This is a genomic window from Chryseobacterium sp. MMS23-Vi53 (assembly GCF_047651245.1).
Classification (GTDB): Bacteria; Bacteroidota; Bacteroidia; order Flavobacteriales; family Weeksellaceae; genus Chryseobacterium.
Map to the genome: position 1 here is coordinate 3,407,728 of NZ_CP180265.1, position 16,388 is coordinate 3,424,115.

Genomic DNA, 16,388 nt, shown 5'->3' on the forward strand with positions numbered 1-16,388 from the left:
TCTTTGTGAAATCCAACTATTTAACTGCATTTTTCGCTACATCCGTTCCGATAGAAAGTGAATTTTTATCGGATGTTACTTCTTTCGGCAACAATACTGCTCCCGTTTTGTTTCCTAATACTTTTACAACAGGTTTATTGGGTGATTGAAATTTCACAGTAGAAAGGTTGATATTTTTGCTGTTGTAAACGGTTGCTCCCGTTCCTTCAGCATATTTCAGTTTTACGTTTTTCAATTGAATTCCGTCTGCATCAACAATCGTTAAAGCTTTTCTTGTATCAAACTGAGAATCTTCGATTACGATATTTTTTAGGTTCATTTCAGCTAAACCGAACAATGTAATCGCTTCATCTGAATTCACAGCATTGATGTTTTTAAAGAAAATATTTCTGAAAATCGGAGTTTCTTCTGTAACCGGATAAACTTTTTCCGGTGTTTTGTTTCCTTCCTGTTTTTGTCCGTCTTCCAAAACAGGAGATGCACCTTCATAGAACATATTGAAGCCGATAACCTGAGTCGGAATATTAATCATATCAATATTTTTGATGTAAATATTTTCAACAATTCCACCTCTTCCGCGAGTCGTTTTGAAACGAAGACCGATATCCGTTCCGATAAAAGTACAGTCGGAAACGTGAATGTTTCTCGCTCCACCAGACATTTCACTTCCGATGACAAAACCTCCGTGACCGTGGTATACAACATTATTTTTAATGATCACATTTTCAGTAGGCATTCCTCTTTTTCTTCCGTCCTGATCTTTTCCTGATTTAATACAAATCGCATCGTCACCAACATCAAACGTATTGTCGTAAATCAGAACATTTTTACAAGATTCCAAATCTACACCGTCACCGTTTTGAGAAAACCACGGATTTCTAACCGTAAGATTTCTTAAAATCACGTTGGAACACATCAAAGGGTGAAGATTCCAAGCCGGGGAATTCTGGAAAGTCGGACCGTCTAACAATACTTTGTCACAACCTACCAAACTTACCATAACCGGACGAAGAAAATCTTTAACAGTCGTTAATTCATCCTTAGAAATTTTATCTGGTACATTAAAATTCGAACTGCTTTCAAATCCTTTTTTATAGCTTTCTGAAGGGTACCAGTTTTTACCATCGGAAGACAAAATTCCGCCCGATTTTACGATGTTTTTCCATTCAGATTCTGAAACTTTGCTTTTTTTGATGGCTCTCCAAGCATCACCGCTTCCGTCGATCACGCCTTTTCCTGTGATGGCAATATTGGTTGCATTTTTAGCTGAAATAGGAGATTGGCAACGGATGGTATTTAATCCTTCAAAACTTACATCCACCAAAGGATAGTCATTTTTATCTTTACTGAAAACGATAAATGCTCCTTCTTCCACATGAAGATTGATGTTACTTTTTAATTCAATAGGACCTGTTAACCACATTCCACGAGGAACAACCAGTTTTCCGCCACCTTTTTTACTTAAATCTTCAATAGCTTTTTTAAAAGCTTCTGTATTTTTTACATTTCCGCCTGCAACACCGCCGTATTGTGTGATGGAAACGGTATTGGCTGCAAATGAAGTTTCTGCAACCTGAGGCATTTTAAACTCAATGTTTTTATAAATATCAAGGTTCTGAGCATAGATTTGCCCTGAAAACATCATTGCTGCTGCTAAACCGATTACTTTAAGAGACTTCTTCATTTTATTTTTTGAGTTTTAATTATTCTTAATTTATTCGAAATCGAATGCTTATTTTTTCTCTCGCAGATTGGGCGAATTATGCAGATTTTTAATTTAGATGAAAAAAGTTATCTGTAATCATTTGAGTTATCTGCTAAATCTGCGAGAGCTTTAAATCTTAATTTTTAGTAATTCTAAACCAATCAAAATCGGCATATCCTCCGCGAGGTGCTTTTTCTGTGCTTACACTGTATAAGCCGACTTTAGCGCCGATCCATTTTCCTGGTTTTGCTTGGAAAACATCGCCTACTTTTGTGAAATTTTTTCCATTTTCACTGTAGCTGAACTGGCATAAACCGTTGGGTTCGTTTACATTCACTTTTAAATAGGCTTCGTTTCCTTTTAATTTAGTTTCAAATAAAACCTTTTCTTCGCCGCCTTTATCTGCTTTTTCGGCTCTTCTTAATTGAAGATAAAAGCCGTCGGGTTTATTGGTGATCACGATTGATTCATGATCTAATCCCATCACCAGCAGTCCTGCGGTCTTTCCTTCTTTAGCATCTTCGGGAGTCAATTTAACTTTCGTTGAAGCTGCAAAATTCGGAGCTGGAAATTTTTGGGTTAATAAATTCGGTACGTTCCAAAGATTTTTTTCACCTTCAGGAACTTTTATTGAAAATAATCTTAAAAACTTCTGTCCTGGAAGTTTAGATGACCAAACGATATTTTCGTTCGCACTCCATTGCCATTGTAACCCTAATTTTTCACCATCGAATTCATCTGTTTCAGGAGGAGTGACGATAGAATAAGCTTTTCCTACATTTGGTTTTTTGTATGTTAAAACCGGTTCGCCGATTCCGTTTTTATTATTGTCAATGCCGATAACAGGCCAATCTTTTTCCCATTTCATCGGCTGTAAATGAACGATTCTTCCTCCTGCATCAACATCCTGAAAATGATAGAACCAATCTTCTCCGGAAGGCGTGTCTACCCAAGCGCCCTGATGAGGCCCGTTGATTTTTGTTGAGCCTTGTTCCAACACAACTTTCTCTTCGTAAGGACCGTAGATATTTTTTGATCTTAATACCAATTGCCAGCCTGTTGCTACACCTCCTGCCGGAGCAAAAATGTAGTAATAGCCATTTCTTTTATACATTTTCGGACCTTCAACAGTTGGATGGGCATCGTGACCGTCGAAAACATGAACACCTTTATCGAGAACTTTTGTTCCTTCGGGATTCATTTTATTTAATGATAAAATACTTTTCACTCCGGCACGGCTTCCTGCCCAACCGTGAACTAAATAAGCATTTCCGTCTTCATCCCAAAACGGACAGGAATCGATCAAGCCTTTTCCTTCCATGACCAAAACCGGTTCTTCCCATTTTCCGAGTGGATCTTTAGCTTTCACCATATAAATTCCATAATCGGGATCGCCCCAATAAATGTAAAATTCTCCTTTATGAAAACGAATTGACGGCGCCCAAACTGCATCTCCGCGTCTTGGAACTGAGAAATGTTCTTTAGGCAAAACATCCTGAATGGCATAATTCACCAATTTCCAGTTCACCATGTCTTTTGAATGAAGAATCGGTAATCCCGGAGCTTCATTGAAACTTGAAGCGGTCATATAATAATCTTCACCCACACGAATGGCATCCGGATCAGAATAATCTGCGTAAAGGATCGGGTTTTTGTAAGTCTTTCCCTGATCGGCAGTCCAAACTTCGGAAACGTAGTTTTTTTCCTGAGCATTCAAATAATTTGATGCAACAGAAAAAATGGAGATTGTTACTAAGCTTAAAATTTGTCTCTTCATAAATCCAAATTCATTTGTTTTTTAACACAAGGAGCGCAAAGATTTTCTTTTTAAAACTTGATGCATATTTTTAAGATCGCGAAGGCGTTTCACTTAAATAAGATCTCAAATTTTCTTTATTACAGATATTTATTTTTTAACCATTAAGATTTGATTTAAGGAGTTTAGAAAAATTAAGGTGAGCTTCGCTTTAAGTAATTAACTGAATAAAATCATAGATTTTGAACTAAATGAATCTTAACTTCTTAAATGTTCTTAATGGTTTAGAATATTACTTTTCAAATTCTAAACTTGCCAAAATGAATGGTCCTGTTCCTTTTCCGTCGTTGGAACGGATTTCTTCATTTACATAATATTCATAAGAACCGTCTCTGTAAGGTTTTCCGCCTAATCCGGCAACGGCGCAGCATTTATTTAAGTTTACCACTCCGTTTTCATCTACTGTAATTAAATTTTTGATAATTCCGTCATACCCTTTTTTAGCAGCAGCTTTGTACGATTTTGGAAGGTAACCTTCGTTAACAGACTTAATGATGGTATAAACAAACATTGCGGATGCGGTTGCTTCTTCATAATTTCCTTTTTCCAAAGGCTTGTCCAGAATCTGATACCAAAGCCCCGATTTTTTATCCTGAACTTTAATTACTGCATCGGCATAAGATTTTATATAAGAAATTAATTTTGCTCTTCCCGGATGGTCTTTTGGCAAATAATCAAGAACGTCTACCATTGCCATTCCGTACCAGCCCATTGCTCTTCCCCAGAAATTAGGTGAAAGTCCGGTTTCTTTATTGGCCCAAGCCTGCTCTTTACTTTCGTCCCAGCCATGATAAAGAAGTCCGGTTTTTTTATCTAACATATTTTTCTGAACAGACTCAAACTGGAAAACAATATCATCATACGCTTTTTGAGCGTCTGCCCCTTTTACAAAATCTTTTGTGTAATGCGTGTAGAAAGGCATTCCCATGTACAAGCCGTCCAGCCAAACCTGATAAGGATAGATTTTTTTATGCCAGAAAGATCCCTCGTTGGTTCTCGGCTGCCCGTCGATTTGTAAACGTAACGTTTGAAGTGCTTTTAAATATTTCTCTTTTTTCTCTTTTTCATAAAGATAAAGTAAAACATTTCCGCTGTTCAGCATATCGATGTTGTACTTATCAAGGTCGTAGGTAAGAATTGTTCCGTCTTCTTTAATCAAATCTTTACCGAAATCGCTGATATAGTTGTAATATTCTTTTTTGCCCGTTTTAGCATATAATTTTTCTGCGCCATCCAAAACAATTGCGGATGGATAGGTCCATTTTGGACTTTTACTGAAATCCAGCATCCAGGCTTGCGGAAAACGGTGCATTTCAGAAAGCATCATTCTTTCAGACCATTTAAGATGGGTTGGAACGATTTTTCCTGACTTGGAAGTTTCTGTGGTCGGTTTTGAAACGGCTGCTGTTTTTGTCTGGGCACAAGCCAAGAACATTCCTGAACCTAAGATTGCAACAGCGTATGCTTTTATTTTATGATTAATGAAATTCATTGTTTTAAACTTTAAAGTTGATTTTTATCTTTATTGTTTCTCTGTTATTGTTTTGATAATATCATTAAAATAGATTTCAATATTATCATAGTTTTTATCTAAATCTCGTCCATTTGCATTAGCAAATTTTGGATTTAATTGATGTTTAATTTCCCATTCATCCGGCATTCCGTCGTTGTCTGAGTCGGGTAGAGGTGTTCCTTGTTTCATATCCGGAAAACCACCAACGTCTTTCTGAGAGTCAATGATTCCCTTGGAACTTCCTTTTGAGCCGTTGTAAGTGAAACTTCCGTTTTTTACATCTTTCAATACATGTAAATCTACGGCATCTCTTACTAGACTTGCGCCTCCGATTTGTAAAATTTTATTATAAGCTTCTTTTGGAGCATCTGTTTTTACATTATTCTGAATATCATGAGGCTGATTGATTTTTATTAAATTTTTGTCTTTTTCCGTTATATTATAGGAAGGCTTCATTTGTGCAAAAACTCCCTGTGTCAAGTTATCTTTTGATATTTCAGGATTTCCTTCGATTACATTTCCATTGATATAATATTTTCCCCAAATATTATAAACTTCGGTTTCAGGTTTTTCATTTTTATCGATGGCAGCAATTCTTTGTTTATTCACCGTTGCAGGTCCGGGTTTGTAGTAGTTGTTGACGATATTTACATTCATTCCTTCACCACCGTAAACATTGTTGTGTCCCCAGTTGTAAATCACATTATTTCTGAAATCGGTAAGATCTGTCAAAGCAAATTTACTCCCTGCATATTCTCCTAATCTTGGATTTCTGCTGTCATGATGCGCATAAATATTATGATGAAAAGAAGCGAATTTTCCCCCTGCGATTCCGCCATATCCGTGAGCTCCTTTCTGATGGACAGAATTTCTTAAACTTTCTGCAATGACACACCATTGAAGAGTTGTGTTTTCGTTGGCATAAATGGAAACTGTTTCATCTGTTGACCAGCTCATCGAACAATGATCGACCATCAAATTCTTAATGAATCTTGTGCCCAAAGCATCACCTTCATAGTTTTTCTGATCGCCCATTCGAAAACGCATATAACGGATAATCACATTGTCTGCACCTACAAAAGTTTCGTAATTGGCAACCGTAATTCCGCCTCCGGGAGCAGTTTGACCAGCAATGGTAACGTTGCCTTCTTTTATTTTTAAAGGAGATTCTAAATAAATAGTTCCACCAGTTTTAAAGACAATATATCTCGGTCCTTTTTGATTTAAAGCGTATCTCAACGTTCCTTCCGAACCATCATCTGTCAATCTAGTTACAAAATAAATTTTTCCGCCACGACCGCCGGTGGTATATCTTCCAAAACCTTCTGCACCAGGAAAACTTAACACATTTTGAGCGTTAATAATTGTGGAAATACCACATAAAATTCCTATCGTAAGGAGCTTTGTGAAGTGTTTTTTCATGATTGAAAATTTTTTGGTGTTGTTGAGGTTTAGATTAAATTTATTTCAAACTTTTTTTGATGTTCCAGTTGTCTTTTCCTTTGAGAATATTATTAATGGTATATTTTTTTCTTCCTTTTTTTGTTAATTGATGCGACCATGAAACTCTTTTGGCTGCATTTGCTCCTAAACCTTTTGAATTAAATTCTGCGTAAAGAGTAGTTTTTTCTGCATCGGGTTTGCTCCAGTTGTGCCAACCTTCCGGTTTTATGGTTGAATTGATTTCACAGTCGATGTAAACGGTCTTTGCAAAAGGTCGCCAAGGTCTTCCCAAATAGACTGAATTTTCTTTTGCATTTCCGATGATTTTAGAATTAATAAAAACAAATCCGAATTCGTTTTCCTGTGGAGTAGAAGCGGCTGTAACGTAACTTGCCGTTTCTTTTGAGTAAATGGTACAGTTGTCGAAAACGGCAGTTCCGGCTCCGAAAATATAATCTGTTGTACCTTCGATGTAGCAGTTTTTAAAATAGTTCCTTGAAGATCTTGTTTTATCCGGAGAATCCTGAACGCCTTTTAAATACAGTGTATCCTGATTTCCTAAGAATCTGCAGTTTTCAAACGCAATTCTGTCACCTGTCGTTAAAACAGCAACAGCTTGTCCCACTCTTCCTGAACTGTTTTCAAACGAAATATTTTTAGCTGTAAAATCATTAGAGTAAATAAAAATCGTTGAAGAACCTGTTGTTCCGATATCTTTTCCCTCAGAATTCTTTTTTGAAGCAAAATCATCAAAAGTAATGATTGTATTTTGAGGATTTTCTCCTTCCAGTAAAATTGCACCTTTAGTTTCGGGAATGGTAATTTTTTCTTTGTAAGTTCCAGATTTAATTAAAATTTTTGTTCTTGTTGAAGAACTGTTTTCAACCGCGTCAATGGCTTGTTGTACTGTTGTGAAGTTGCCTTTTCCGTCTTTTGAAACCACGATAGTTTTATCAGCAGTTTTAAAAGAAAGAAGACTTAACAAAATGATTGAAAAGATTGAAAGTGATGTGAAATTTTTAAGAAAAGCGGAAGTTTTCATTGAAAAATTTTTAGTTAAAATACAGACTCCTCTTTTTACGGAAGAAGCCTGTATTCCTTTGATATGAATGTGAAATTTTTTATCTAATAACCATAATCCTGAGTAAGATTGTAGTTAGAATTTACAACATCTAATGCTAATGGAAGCAATTCCTTTTTATTAGGCTGGAAATAATAGGCATAGCTCTTTACCGGATCACCACTGATGTACGGTTGAGTCATGGCCAATCTCCAGTTGACCTTTGTATAACCAGAAGGTGTCGCCACACTTTGATTTGGGCTGTAGAATACGTCTGCCTTTGCAACTCCTGTTGTTGTGTAGAAATCGATGTCCGAAACGTTTTGTTGAGCCGTTTTTGTCTTGTCGTATGCTACTTTTTTGTAGAAAATATATTCAGGAACGTTGGCATAAGCTCCTGTACCGTTCATGAACTGGGTAAGCTTTGTTCTTGTTTCATTGATTTTAGTTTCCAGTAAATTCCAACGGATAAGATCATATTTTCTAAGTCCTTCACCACCAAACTCCAACTGTCTTTCTTTAACGATGTAATTAAAGAATCCTGTTTTATCTGTAGGAATCGTTCCCACTTGTCCTAAGTTGCCTGCGTAAGCTCTCTGTCTTACCGACATCACCGCGTTGATGGCATCTGCGGAAGGTCCGTTGTGAAGTTCGTTGTCTGCTTCTGCAAACATAAGAAGAATGTCAGAATATCTCAGCAAAGGCCAGTCGATACCAAGGTTCTGAGAAGTTCCTGTAATATTTGACCAGGATTTTCTGAATTTACCATCATTCCAGTTGATGGAAGTTTGAAGCTCTTCCTGTTTTGAAGTATTGACTCTGAAGATAGCAATGTTTACGTCTCTTCTTAAATCATATTTCGTAAACTCATAGAAATATACAGGAATTGCGTTGATTCCTCCTGAAGATTTCCAGTCTGTATCATCGTGTCTCAAACCATTGTAGTAACCGATTTTGCTGTCCGTTCTTGAGTTTCCTCCGAATGCTCCAATGGCATAAATCACCTCATTTGTTGCATCCTGGGAATTTGTATGCAATGATCTGAACAATCCTTCGTAGTTCGGATTTAGCTGATGCTGACCAGAATTAATAATATCTTTACACTCATCATATGCGATCTGATAATATTTCTGAGGATTTGAACCCTGCAACATTTGCTGTGGAGCTCTTCTCAGTGAATATCCTGCTCTTGCCAAAGCGATTCTAGCTCTTAAACCTTTTACAGCTCCTTTCGAAATTCTCTGAGCGGTTGTACCTCCTTCAGATCTCCATGGAACAAGACTTTCAGCTTTTAATAAATCATCAAGAATTTGTTCATAAATTATATCTCTGTCTGTTTTTGGTAGATATAAATCAGGAAGGTCTGCCGAAGGAACGATCTGAAAAGGAACATCTCCCCAGTTTTTAATAAGATCAGAATAGAATTGTGCTCTCAGCGTTAAAGCTTCACCCAAATATCTGTCCATTAGCTTTTTATCTGCTTCAGAACCAGTTTTGTAAACAGGTGAAAGCGGAATGTTTTTAATCACAAGATTCGCTCTTTCAATACCTGCATAAGTATCAAGGAAAGGTCTTAGAAGTTCTGTATTTGTCGGAATAGCCCCAAAACAGCTGATTCCTCTTCTGTCATTGGCATTATAGTCTCCCGAAGTTCTTAAATCGTCTCCAGATTGTGTTAGGATAAGATTCATTCTTTGTCCGTAAGTATTGTCACCCATACTGGCATTGTAAACTCCCACCAAAGCCGAAAAAGTATCGGAAGCAGAGTCGAATTGCTGTGCTTCAGCAGTATTTGATAAACTTTCTACATCCAGATATTGTTCGCATGAATTTAAAGATATTAATCCTGCAATGGAAAATAGAATAGCTAAAAATTTATTTTTCTTCATAATATTAGGGTTTAAAAAGTGATATCAACTCCGGATAAGATAAATCTGCTGCGAGGATATGCAGCGTAATCTACTCCAGGTGTTAAAGGATTTCGTCTTGTATTGGCTTCCGGATCATATCCAGAGTATCCGGTAATTGTAAATACATTGTTCATTGTAAAATACAATCTGAAGTTTGAAAGACCTAATTGCTTAGTAAAATCTTTTCCTAAAGAATAACCGATGGTTACGTTATTTAATCTTAAAAAAGAACCATCTTCAATAGCATACGAATGTAAGAAATAGGCACCTGCAGGCGGAGTCCATCCTGTTGTATTGGCATTCAAGGCTGCAAGGGCAGTCGGATCGTTTACTTTTTGTCCGGCGTCATCAAACCATCTCCATCTGTCGGCAACTTCCGCCAACATGTTATTGTCTCTGTATAAATATTGTGTTGAATATTCGATTTTATTGGCATTATACACCTTATTTCCAACCGAGAAATTGAACATCATACTCATATCCCAGTTTCTGTAACGGAAAGTCTGGCTGAAACCACCATAGAATTTAGGCTGAGCATTTCCTAAATCTGTCATATCCTTATTATCAATGATTCCGTCACCATTCAGATCTGTAAGTTTAAGATCTCCCGGTTGTATTGCTTTTGCTCCGTTTGCCGCAGATGCAGAACTTGGAATACCTGCTTTCAACGTATAAACCTGTGTTGTAGGGTTATAATCGAAATCGCTTACTTCATATCTTCCTGCAGTTACATACCCCCAGAAAGTTCCTACTGGTTTTCCAACCTGTACCAGGAAATCATTCAAACTGTTTTGCCATCCGGAAGGATATAGGTAAGAGAAAGCACTTGGAGAAGCGCTATTTCCTAAGCTTTTGATGGTGTTTTTGTTGGATGAGATATTGGCATCCATTTTCCATGTGAAATTATCTTTATTAATAATTGTAGTCCCAATTGAGAATTCAATCCCTTTATTTGTTGTACTTCCAGAGTTTTGATACTGATACTCGTAACCTCTGTCTTTAGGAATTTGCGCTAATAGCAAAAGATCTTTAGTATCTGTCTGATATAAATCGATTGCACCATAAACTCTTCCTTTAAACAATCCGAAATCCAAACCAATATTTTTTGATGTAGCTTTCTCCCAGGTTACATTTTTATTAGCCAAAATATTTCCTGTAGTAGCACCCGGTGTTACATTGGTTCCGAACGCATATCCGTAATCAGAAGATGTGGTGAAGAATGTATCGTACAAGAAAGATCCGATTCTGTTATTTCCAGAAAGACCGTATCCTAAACGAAGTTTTAATTCGCTGATTGTCTGGCTGTCTTTTAAGAAATTTTCCTCAGTAATTTTCCACGCTGCGGACGCTGCCGGGAAATATCCCCATCTGTTTCCAGGTCCGAAAACACTGGATCCATCCGCTCTCATGGAAGCGGTAAGGATGTATTTATTCTTGAAAATATAGTTGGCTCTACCAAAAAATGAAGCTAAACGATCAGGGTTTCTTCCTGCTCTTGGTGCGTCCTGTACCAATCCGGCAGGCGGAGACGCCGACTGAATGTTAGCAAATGCTTCTTCCGCGGTTATAGATTTTGGAAACCATTTGATAGTCATTGCCGTTGATTCGCCATCAGTTTTTACAATTTCCTGACCTACTAATAGATCCAATTTGTGATTTCCAAATGTTTTTCTGTAGTTTAAAGTATTGGTGTTGGTAATTCTTCTTGTTTGAGATTTGTTTAAAACTACCACAGGCTGGTCGTTGTTCTGTCTTGCAACAGACGTCACCGTTCCTGAGAATTGATTGATAAATTCATCTCTCTGCACATATCCAATCACACTTCTGAAAGTAAAATCTTTGCTGATTTTATATTCTAAAGTTCCGTTTAATAATAAGTCATTTCTTCCATTTTCTTTAATTTCGTTATTTGCTAAAAGAACAGGATTTACAAGATTGGTTTCATTGGCGAATAAAGGATCGAAATCATCTACGTTTACATTAGATCCTCCTTCGAATGGCTGGTATCTCACAGCATTTCTCAATCTGTTCGTTCCCTGTGAACCCGTGGAAGAAGTTCCGGCTCCGAAAATGGTTTGTCTGCTGTATCTGGCATTAAGGCTCATGCTTACTTTCTTCGAAAGGTCGTAATCATACTTGAAATTTGCCATATTTCTTTTAAATCCGGAACCGATCATAATTCCGTCTTCCTGTACATTATTCAATGATAATGAAAAAGATGAATTATCAGATCCTCCAGTTACAGCAAGATTATGTGTAAAGTTGAACGCTTCTCTGCCAAATACTTCGTCCTGCCAATCTCTTTTTTTGACGTTTTTGTAATCCGAAAGCTTGTCATACGTACCATACCGTGCTACAAAAGCGTCTATATCTGTCTGTACGCCGCCTTTGTTGTACACCTCATACTGGTAAAGAACATATTGATAAGGGTCTAATACATCAATCGTGTTCTGTATTTTTCTTACACCTAAAAATCCATTGTAGTTGATGGATGTTTTGGCTCTTTTACGACCTCCTTTTGTAGTGATCAGAACCACCCCGTTTGCTCCTCTCGCTCCGTAAATGTTGGTAGAGGAGGCATCCTTCAGAACCTCAATAGACTCAATTTCTTTGGGTGATAAAATAGAAAGGGCATTATCCATCTGTACTCCGTCCACGATATAGAGCGGTGCATTACTCCCCGTGATCGAGTTACCTCCCCGGATGACGATATCCACATCAGCTCCCGGCGAACCTTCACTCAACGAAACCTGTACTCCGGCCATTCTTCCCTGGATAGCTTCAGCGGCGTTTGTGGAAGGCATATCTTTGATAGCGTCTGCTTTTACGGAAGCGACGGAATTGGTAACATCTTTTTTGGAAACTTTAGTATATCCCACCAAAACCACTTCGTCGATCTTGGTTTCTTTTTCCTTTTTGGTCTCTTTTTCTTGAGCCATTGCAAGGACAGGAAGTAGAAAAACAGTTAAATATAACCACTTTATTGACTGTACTTTTTTATCCATTTTGTATCCTTATAGTTTTAATTTTGGTTGAAAGTTTTTTTTCAATCTTTGTCTTTTGGTGGATTTTGCAAGTATTTTTCCCGTTTTTAGTGGCAAATATTTTAGGAATTTTTACGCATTTCAGTGTGCAATCGATTGCGTAATTTTTCGTAATAAAATATCTCGGCTTCTAAACTAATATTATTTTCCAATACGCAAAGAAAAAAATGTTATTTTTTCATTAATTTGAATGTTTGGCAGAATTATTTTTACAAAACATGCGTTCGTTAGTGTGATATAAGTTGTTGTTAATTAACGTATTATTTGATTTTTAATTATATTTAAATAATATTAAATTTTTCTTTATTTTTTTGTTGTTTAAGATTAAAAAACTTAAAATTTAATTAAAATTTGACCATTTTGTTGTCTTAAAAATTCCCAAAATTGATGGTGAGAATGAAATTTTTATCTCTTTTACTGATTTTTATCATCTTTTTGGCTTAATATTTTTAGCCAAATTTGACAGTTAATAATGTTTAATCTCATTATCTATTATATAAAAGAGTGTTTTTTGCTTATTTTTAACAATTCAATATTGAAGATTTCGCTACTTTCTTTTGGCATGATTTTATATTTAATTATAGGCTGAGTATTAATTTTGGTTAATTTAATTCGCGATATTTCTTTAAAATAATTCTTTTTTTCTTGTTTATTTATATTTTAATTTGTTGTAAATCATTTAATTAAAAATTTAAATTAATTTTTTGTTAACTAATTGAAGAATAATTATATATTTAACACACAAGTATTCCTATAATTTTTTAGTGTAATTTTATGCAATCGATTACGCAATGTTTAACAGGTTTTGAGAAAACCGCAAAAAGAAAAGTATAAAGTAGTATGACAAAATCAGAATTTCGTTACGCCCATCATCCGGAAGATGTAAAAAAATATACAACTGAAGACTTGAGAAGGGAGTTTTTGATGAATGATTTATTTAATGAAGATCAGATCAATGTAGTGTATTCTATGTATGACAGGATGATTGTGGGTGGGGTAATGCCTGTAAAAAATGCTTTGAAACTGGAGCCGACTGACGATCTTAAAGCAGAGAATTTCCTTGATAGAAGAGAATTAGGAATCATCAATGTAGGTGCAACCGGAAAGGTCACTGTTGATGGTGAAGTTTTCGAACTGGGAAATAAAGAAGCTTTATACATCGGAAAAGGAGCAAAAGATGTTGTTTTTGAAAACGGAAATGAAGGTCAGACTTTATTTTATTTCAATTCTGCACCGGCTCATCATGCTTATCCTACAAAGAAAATCACGAAAAACGAAGCTGAAATTGTAGAATTAGGCGAAACAAAATACGCAAACAGAAGAACGATCAACAAACTGATTGTCAACAGTGTATTAGAAACCTGCCAGCTACAAATGGGAATGACCGAATTGCACGAAGGAAGCGTTTGGAACACAATGCCTTCTCACACGCACACCAGAAGAATGGAAGCTTATTTCTATTTCGATTTGGAAGAAGGCCAGGCAGTAAGCCATTTCTTAGGTCAGCCCAATGAAACCCGTCATATTTTTATGAAAAACAATGAAGCAGTATTGTCTCCGGAATGGTCGATTCACTCAGGCGTTGGAACTTCCAACTACACATTTATCTGGGGGATGGCAGGAGAAAATATGGACTACGGTGATATGGATGCTGTTAAAACTAACGAACTAAAGTAATTTTTCTAATGAATTTATTTGATTTATCCGGCAAAGTAGCAGTCGTTACAGGCGGCACTCATGGATTAGGAATGGCAATGGCAGAAGGTCTTGCCGCTGCAGGTGCTGAATTGGCAATCACAAGCACAACGCCGTCAAAATTAGAGGAAGCTTTAAACTATTATCATTCCAAAGGGTACAAAGCAACCGGATATCTTTTTGATGTGACGGATGAGCTGGAAGCCGCTCAGAAGGTTGCTTTAATGGAAGCTACTCATGGAAAAATAGACATCCTTGTCAACAATGCAGGAATCATCAAACGTATTCCGGCGATTGAGATGGAAGTTGAAGACTTTAGAAAAGTAATCGATGTAGATCTTACGGGACCTTTCATCATGTCCAAATTGGTTGGAAAATACATGATCAAAAGAAAATCCGGAAAGATCATCAATATCTGCTCAATGATGAGTGAGCTGGGTCGCGACAATGTAGTGGCGTATGCTTCTGCAAAAGGTGGTCTTAAAATGCTGACGAAAAATTTAGCAACAGAGTGGGCAAAACACAATATTCAGGTGAACGGAATCGGTCCCGGATATTTTGCAACCTCGCAAACAGAACCCATAAGAGTGGATGGAAATCCTTTTAACGATTTTATCATCAGCAGAACTCCGGAAGGAAGATGGGGAAATCCGGAAGACCTTGCAGGAACGGCTATTTTCTTGGCTTCGGATGCAAGTAAATTCATCAACGGACAGATTATTTACGTTGATGGAGGAATTCTGGCAACCATCGGGAAGCCTGCTAATGAATAACAACAGAATTAGACTAGAATGAAACCTTTTATTACAGATAATTTTTTATTACAAAATAAGTACGCTGAAGAATTATACTTCAATTACGCGGAAAAACAACCGATCATTGATTATCATAATCATTTGATTCCTAAAGATATTGCAGAAGATACCGTTTTCGAAAATATCTCAAAGGTTTGGATTGCCGGCGACCATTACAAATGGAGAGCGATGCGTACCATGGGCGTGAACGAAAAATTCATCACGGGAGATGCTTCAGACAAAGAAAAATTCGAAGCTTGGGCTAAAACGGTTCCTTATACTTTGAGAAATCCTTTGTATCACTGGACGCACTTAGAATTGAAAAGATATTTTGGAATTGATGAATTGCTGAACGAAAACAACGCTTCAGAAATTTACGACAACATCAGCGCTCAGCTTCAGACTCCGGAAAAATCGACAAGAGGTCTATTGGAAATGATGAATGTTGAATCTCTGTGTACAACAGAAGATCCGACTGATATTTTAAATTACCACCAGGATTTGGCAAAAAGCGACTGGAAAGTAAAAGTGAGCACGGCATTCCGTCCTGATAAGGCGATTTTAATTGAAAACCACAACTTCGCAGATTATATTGCTAAATTAGGTAAATCGGCAGGAATTGAAATCAATTCTTACCAGGCTTTGTGCGATGCTTTGTTAAAAAGAATTGAGTATTTCCATGAAAACGGATGCAGGCTTTGCGACCACGGATTGAACAATATTTCTTTCGAAGAAGCTGCCGAAGCAGAAGTTTCAACAATCTTTGCTGATAAATTAGCCGGAAAAGTTATTGCTGAAAAGCAGGTAAATCAGTTCAAAACGGCTATTTTATTATTCTTGGGAGAAGCTTACCATAAATTCGGTTGGGTTCAGCAGTTCCACTTAGGAGCTTTGAGAAATAACAACGAAAGAATGCACAGAATTTTAGGTCCGGATACGGGTTGGGATTCTATCGGTGATTTTGTTCAGGCTGAAACTTTGTCTAAATTGTTAAACGCTTTAGACGGAAAAGATAAATTAACAAAGACAATCTTATATAATTTAAATCCTGCCGACAACGAAATTTTCGCAACAATGATCGGGAATTTCAACGATGGAAGCATCAAAGGAAAAGTACAGTTCGGTTCAGGATGGTGGTTTTTAGACCAGAAAGACGGAATGATCAAGCAGATGAATGCCCTTTCAAATATGGGATTAATCAGCTGTTTCGTTGGAATGTTGACGGATTCAAGAAGTTTCCTTTCTTTCCCAAGACACGAATATTTCAGAAGAGTATTGTGTAACTTATTCGGTGAAGAAATGAAAAACGGTGAGTTACCAGATGATATTGAACATGTTGGGAAAATAATTTCTGATATCTGTTATCATAATGCTAAAAATTATTTTGATTTTTAAATTTAATTAAAAT

Annotated in this window: 10 protein-coding genes; 3 read left to right on the forward strand and 7 right to left on the reverse strand. The window is 36.7% G+C overall.

Annotated elements, in window-relative coordinates; all coding sequences use genetic code 11:
* Window positions 1–16: 16 nt before the first annotated feature.
* From ACKX2A_RS15285 to ACKX2A_RS15315, 7 genes are all read right to left on the reverse strand, one after another.
* Window positions 17–1,684: a glycoside hydrolase family 28 protein gene (locus ACKX2A_RS15285; RefSeq protein ID WP_415325608.1), complete on the reverse strand. Its 1,668-nt coding sequence runs from the start codon at window positions 1,682–1,684 to the stop codon at window positions 17–19.
* 157 nt (window positions 1,685–1,841) lie between these two features.
* The gene (locus ACKX2A_RS15290; RefSeq protein WP_415325610.1) at window positions 1,842–3,482 is read right to left on the reverse strand and encodes a glycoside hydrolase 43 family protein; all 1,641 of its coding nucleotides are present in this window, start codon (window positions 3,480–3,482) and stop codon (window positions 1,842–1,844) included.
* Window positions 3,483–3,753: 271 nt separating this feature from the next.
* Window positions 3,754–5,013, reverse strand: a complete 1,260-nt coding sequence (locus ACKX2A_RS15295) for a glycoside hydrolase family 88/105 protein (RefSeq protein WP_415325611.1) — start codon at window positions 5,011–5,013, stop codon at window positions 3,754–3,756.
* Between the two features lie 30 nt (window positions 5,014–5,043).
* Window positions 5,044–6,456: a pectate lyase family protein gene (locus ACKX2A_RS15300; RefSeq protein WP_415325612.1), complete on the reverse strand. Its 1,413-nt coding sequence runs from the start codon at window positions 6,454–6,456 to the stop codon at window positions 5,044–5,046.
* Window positions 6,457–6,496: 40 nt separating this feature from the next.
* Window positions 6,497–7,519 carry a pectinesterase family protein gene (locus ACKX2A_RS15305; RefSeq protein ID WP_415325614.1) on the reverse strand — a complete coding sequence of 341 codons (1,023 nt, stop codon included), beginning with the start codon at window positions 7,517–7,519 and terminating at the stop codon, window positions 6,497–6,499.
* An 83-nt stretch (window positions 7,520–7,602) separates the two neighbouring features.
* On the reverse strand, window positions 7,603–9,426 hold the full coding sequence (locus ACKX2A_RS15310; RefSeq protein WP_415325616.1) for a RagB/SusD family nutrient uptake outer membrane protein: 1,824 nt from the start codon (window positions 9,424–9,426) through the stop codon (window positions 7,603–7,605).
* A gap of 11 nt (window positions 9,427–9,437) precedes the next feature.
* Window positions 9,438–12,452, reverse strand: a complete 3,015-nt coding sequence (locus tag ACKX2A_RS15315) for a SusC/RagA family TonB-linked outer membrane protein (RefSeq protein ID WP_415325618.1) — start codon at window positions 12,450–12,452, stop codon at window positions 9,438–9,440.
* A gap of 879 nt (window positions 12,453–13,331) precedes the next feature.
* Here ACKX2A_RS15315 and kduI point away from each other — a divergent pair.
* The 3 genes from kduI to uxaC are packed head-to-tail and all read left to right on the forward strand — an operon-like array spanning window position 13,332 to window position 16,375.
* The gene (kduI, locus tag ACKX2A_RS15320; RefSeq protein ID WP_415325619.1) at window positions 13,332–14,168 is read left to right on the forward strand and encodes a 5-dehydro-4-deoxy-D-glucuronate isomerase; all 837 of its coding nucleotides are present in this window, start codon (window positions 13,332–13,334) and stop codon (window positions 14,166–14,168) included.
* 8 nt (window positions 14,169–14,176) lie between these two features.
* Entirely contained in the window at window positions 14,177–14,959 is a 783-nt protein-coding gene (locus ACKX2A_RS15325) for a gluconate 5-dehydrogenase (RefSeq protein ID WP_039370758.1), read from the forward strand.
* Window positions 14,960–14,977: 18 nt separating this feature from the next.
* Window positions 14,978–16,375, forward strand: a complete 1,398-nt coding sequence (gene uxaC / locus ACKX2A_RS15330; RefSeq protein ID WP_415325621.1) for a glucuronate isomerase — start codon at window positions 14,978–14,980, stop codon at window positions 16,373–16,375.
* Window positions 16,376–16,388: the final 13 nt, after the last annotated feature.

Excerpts from the sequence above, each read along its gene's own strand:
- ACKX2A_RS15285 (WP_415325608.1), bottom strand. The coding sequence starts at position 1,684 with ATGAAGAAGTCTCTTAAAGTAATCGGTTTAGCAGCAGCAATGATGTTT.
- ACKX2A_RS15290 (WP_415325610.1), bottom strand. The coding sequence starts at position 3,482 with ATGAAGAGACAAATTTTAAGCTTAGTAACAATCTCCATTTTTTCTGTT.
- ACKX2A_RS15295 (WP_415325611.1), bottom strand. The coding sequence starts at position 5,013 with ATGAATTTCATTAATCATAAAATAAAAGCATACGCTGTTGCAATCTTA.
- ACKX2A_RS15300 (WP_415325612.1), bottom strand. The coding sequence starts at position 6,456 with ATGAAAAAACACTTCACAAAGCTCCTTACGATAGGAATTTTATGTGGT.
- ACKX2A_RS15305 (WP_415325614.1), bottom strand. The coding sequence starts at position 7,519 with ATGAAAACTTCCGCTTTTCTTAAAAATTTCACATCACTTTCAATCTTT.
- ACKX2A_RS15310 (WP_415325616.1), bottom strand. The coding sequence starts at position 9,426 with ATGAAGAAAAATAAATTTTTAGCTATTCTATTTTCCATTGCAGGATTA.
- ACKX2A_RS15315 (WP_415325618.1), bottom strand. The coding sequence starts at position 12,452 with ATGGATAAAAAAGTACAGTCAATAAAGTGGTTATATTTAACTGTTTTT.
- kduI (WP_415325619.1), top strand. The coding sequence starts at position 13,332 with ATGACAAAATCAGAATTTCGTTACGCCCATCATCCGGAAGATGTAAAA.
- ACKX2A_RS15325 (WP_039370758.1), top strand. The coding sequence starts at position 14,177 with ATGAATTTATTTGATTTATCCGGCAAAGTAGCAGTCGTTACAGGCGGC.
- uxaC (WP_415325621.1), top strand. The coding sequence starts at position 14,978 with ATGAAACCTTTTATTACAGATAATTTTTTATTACAAAATAAGTACGCT.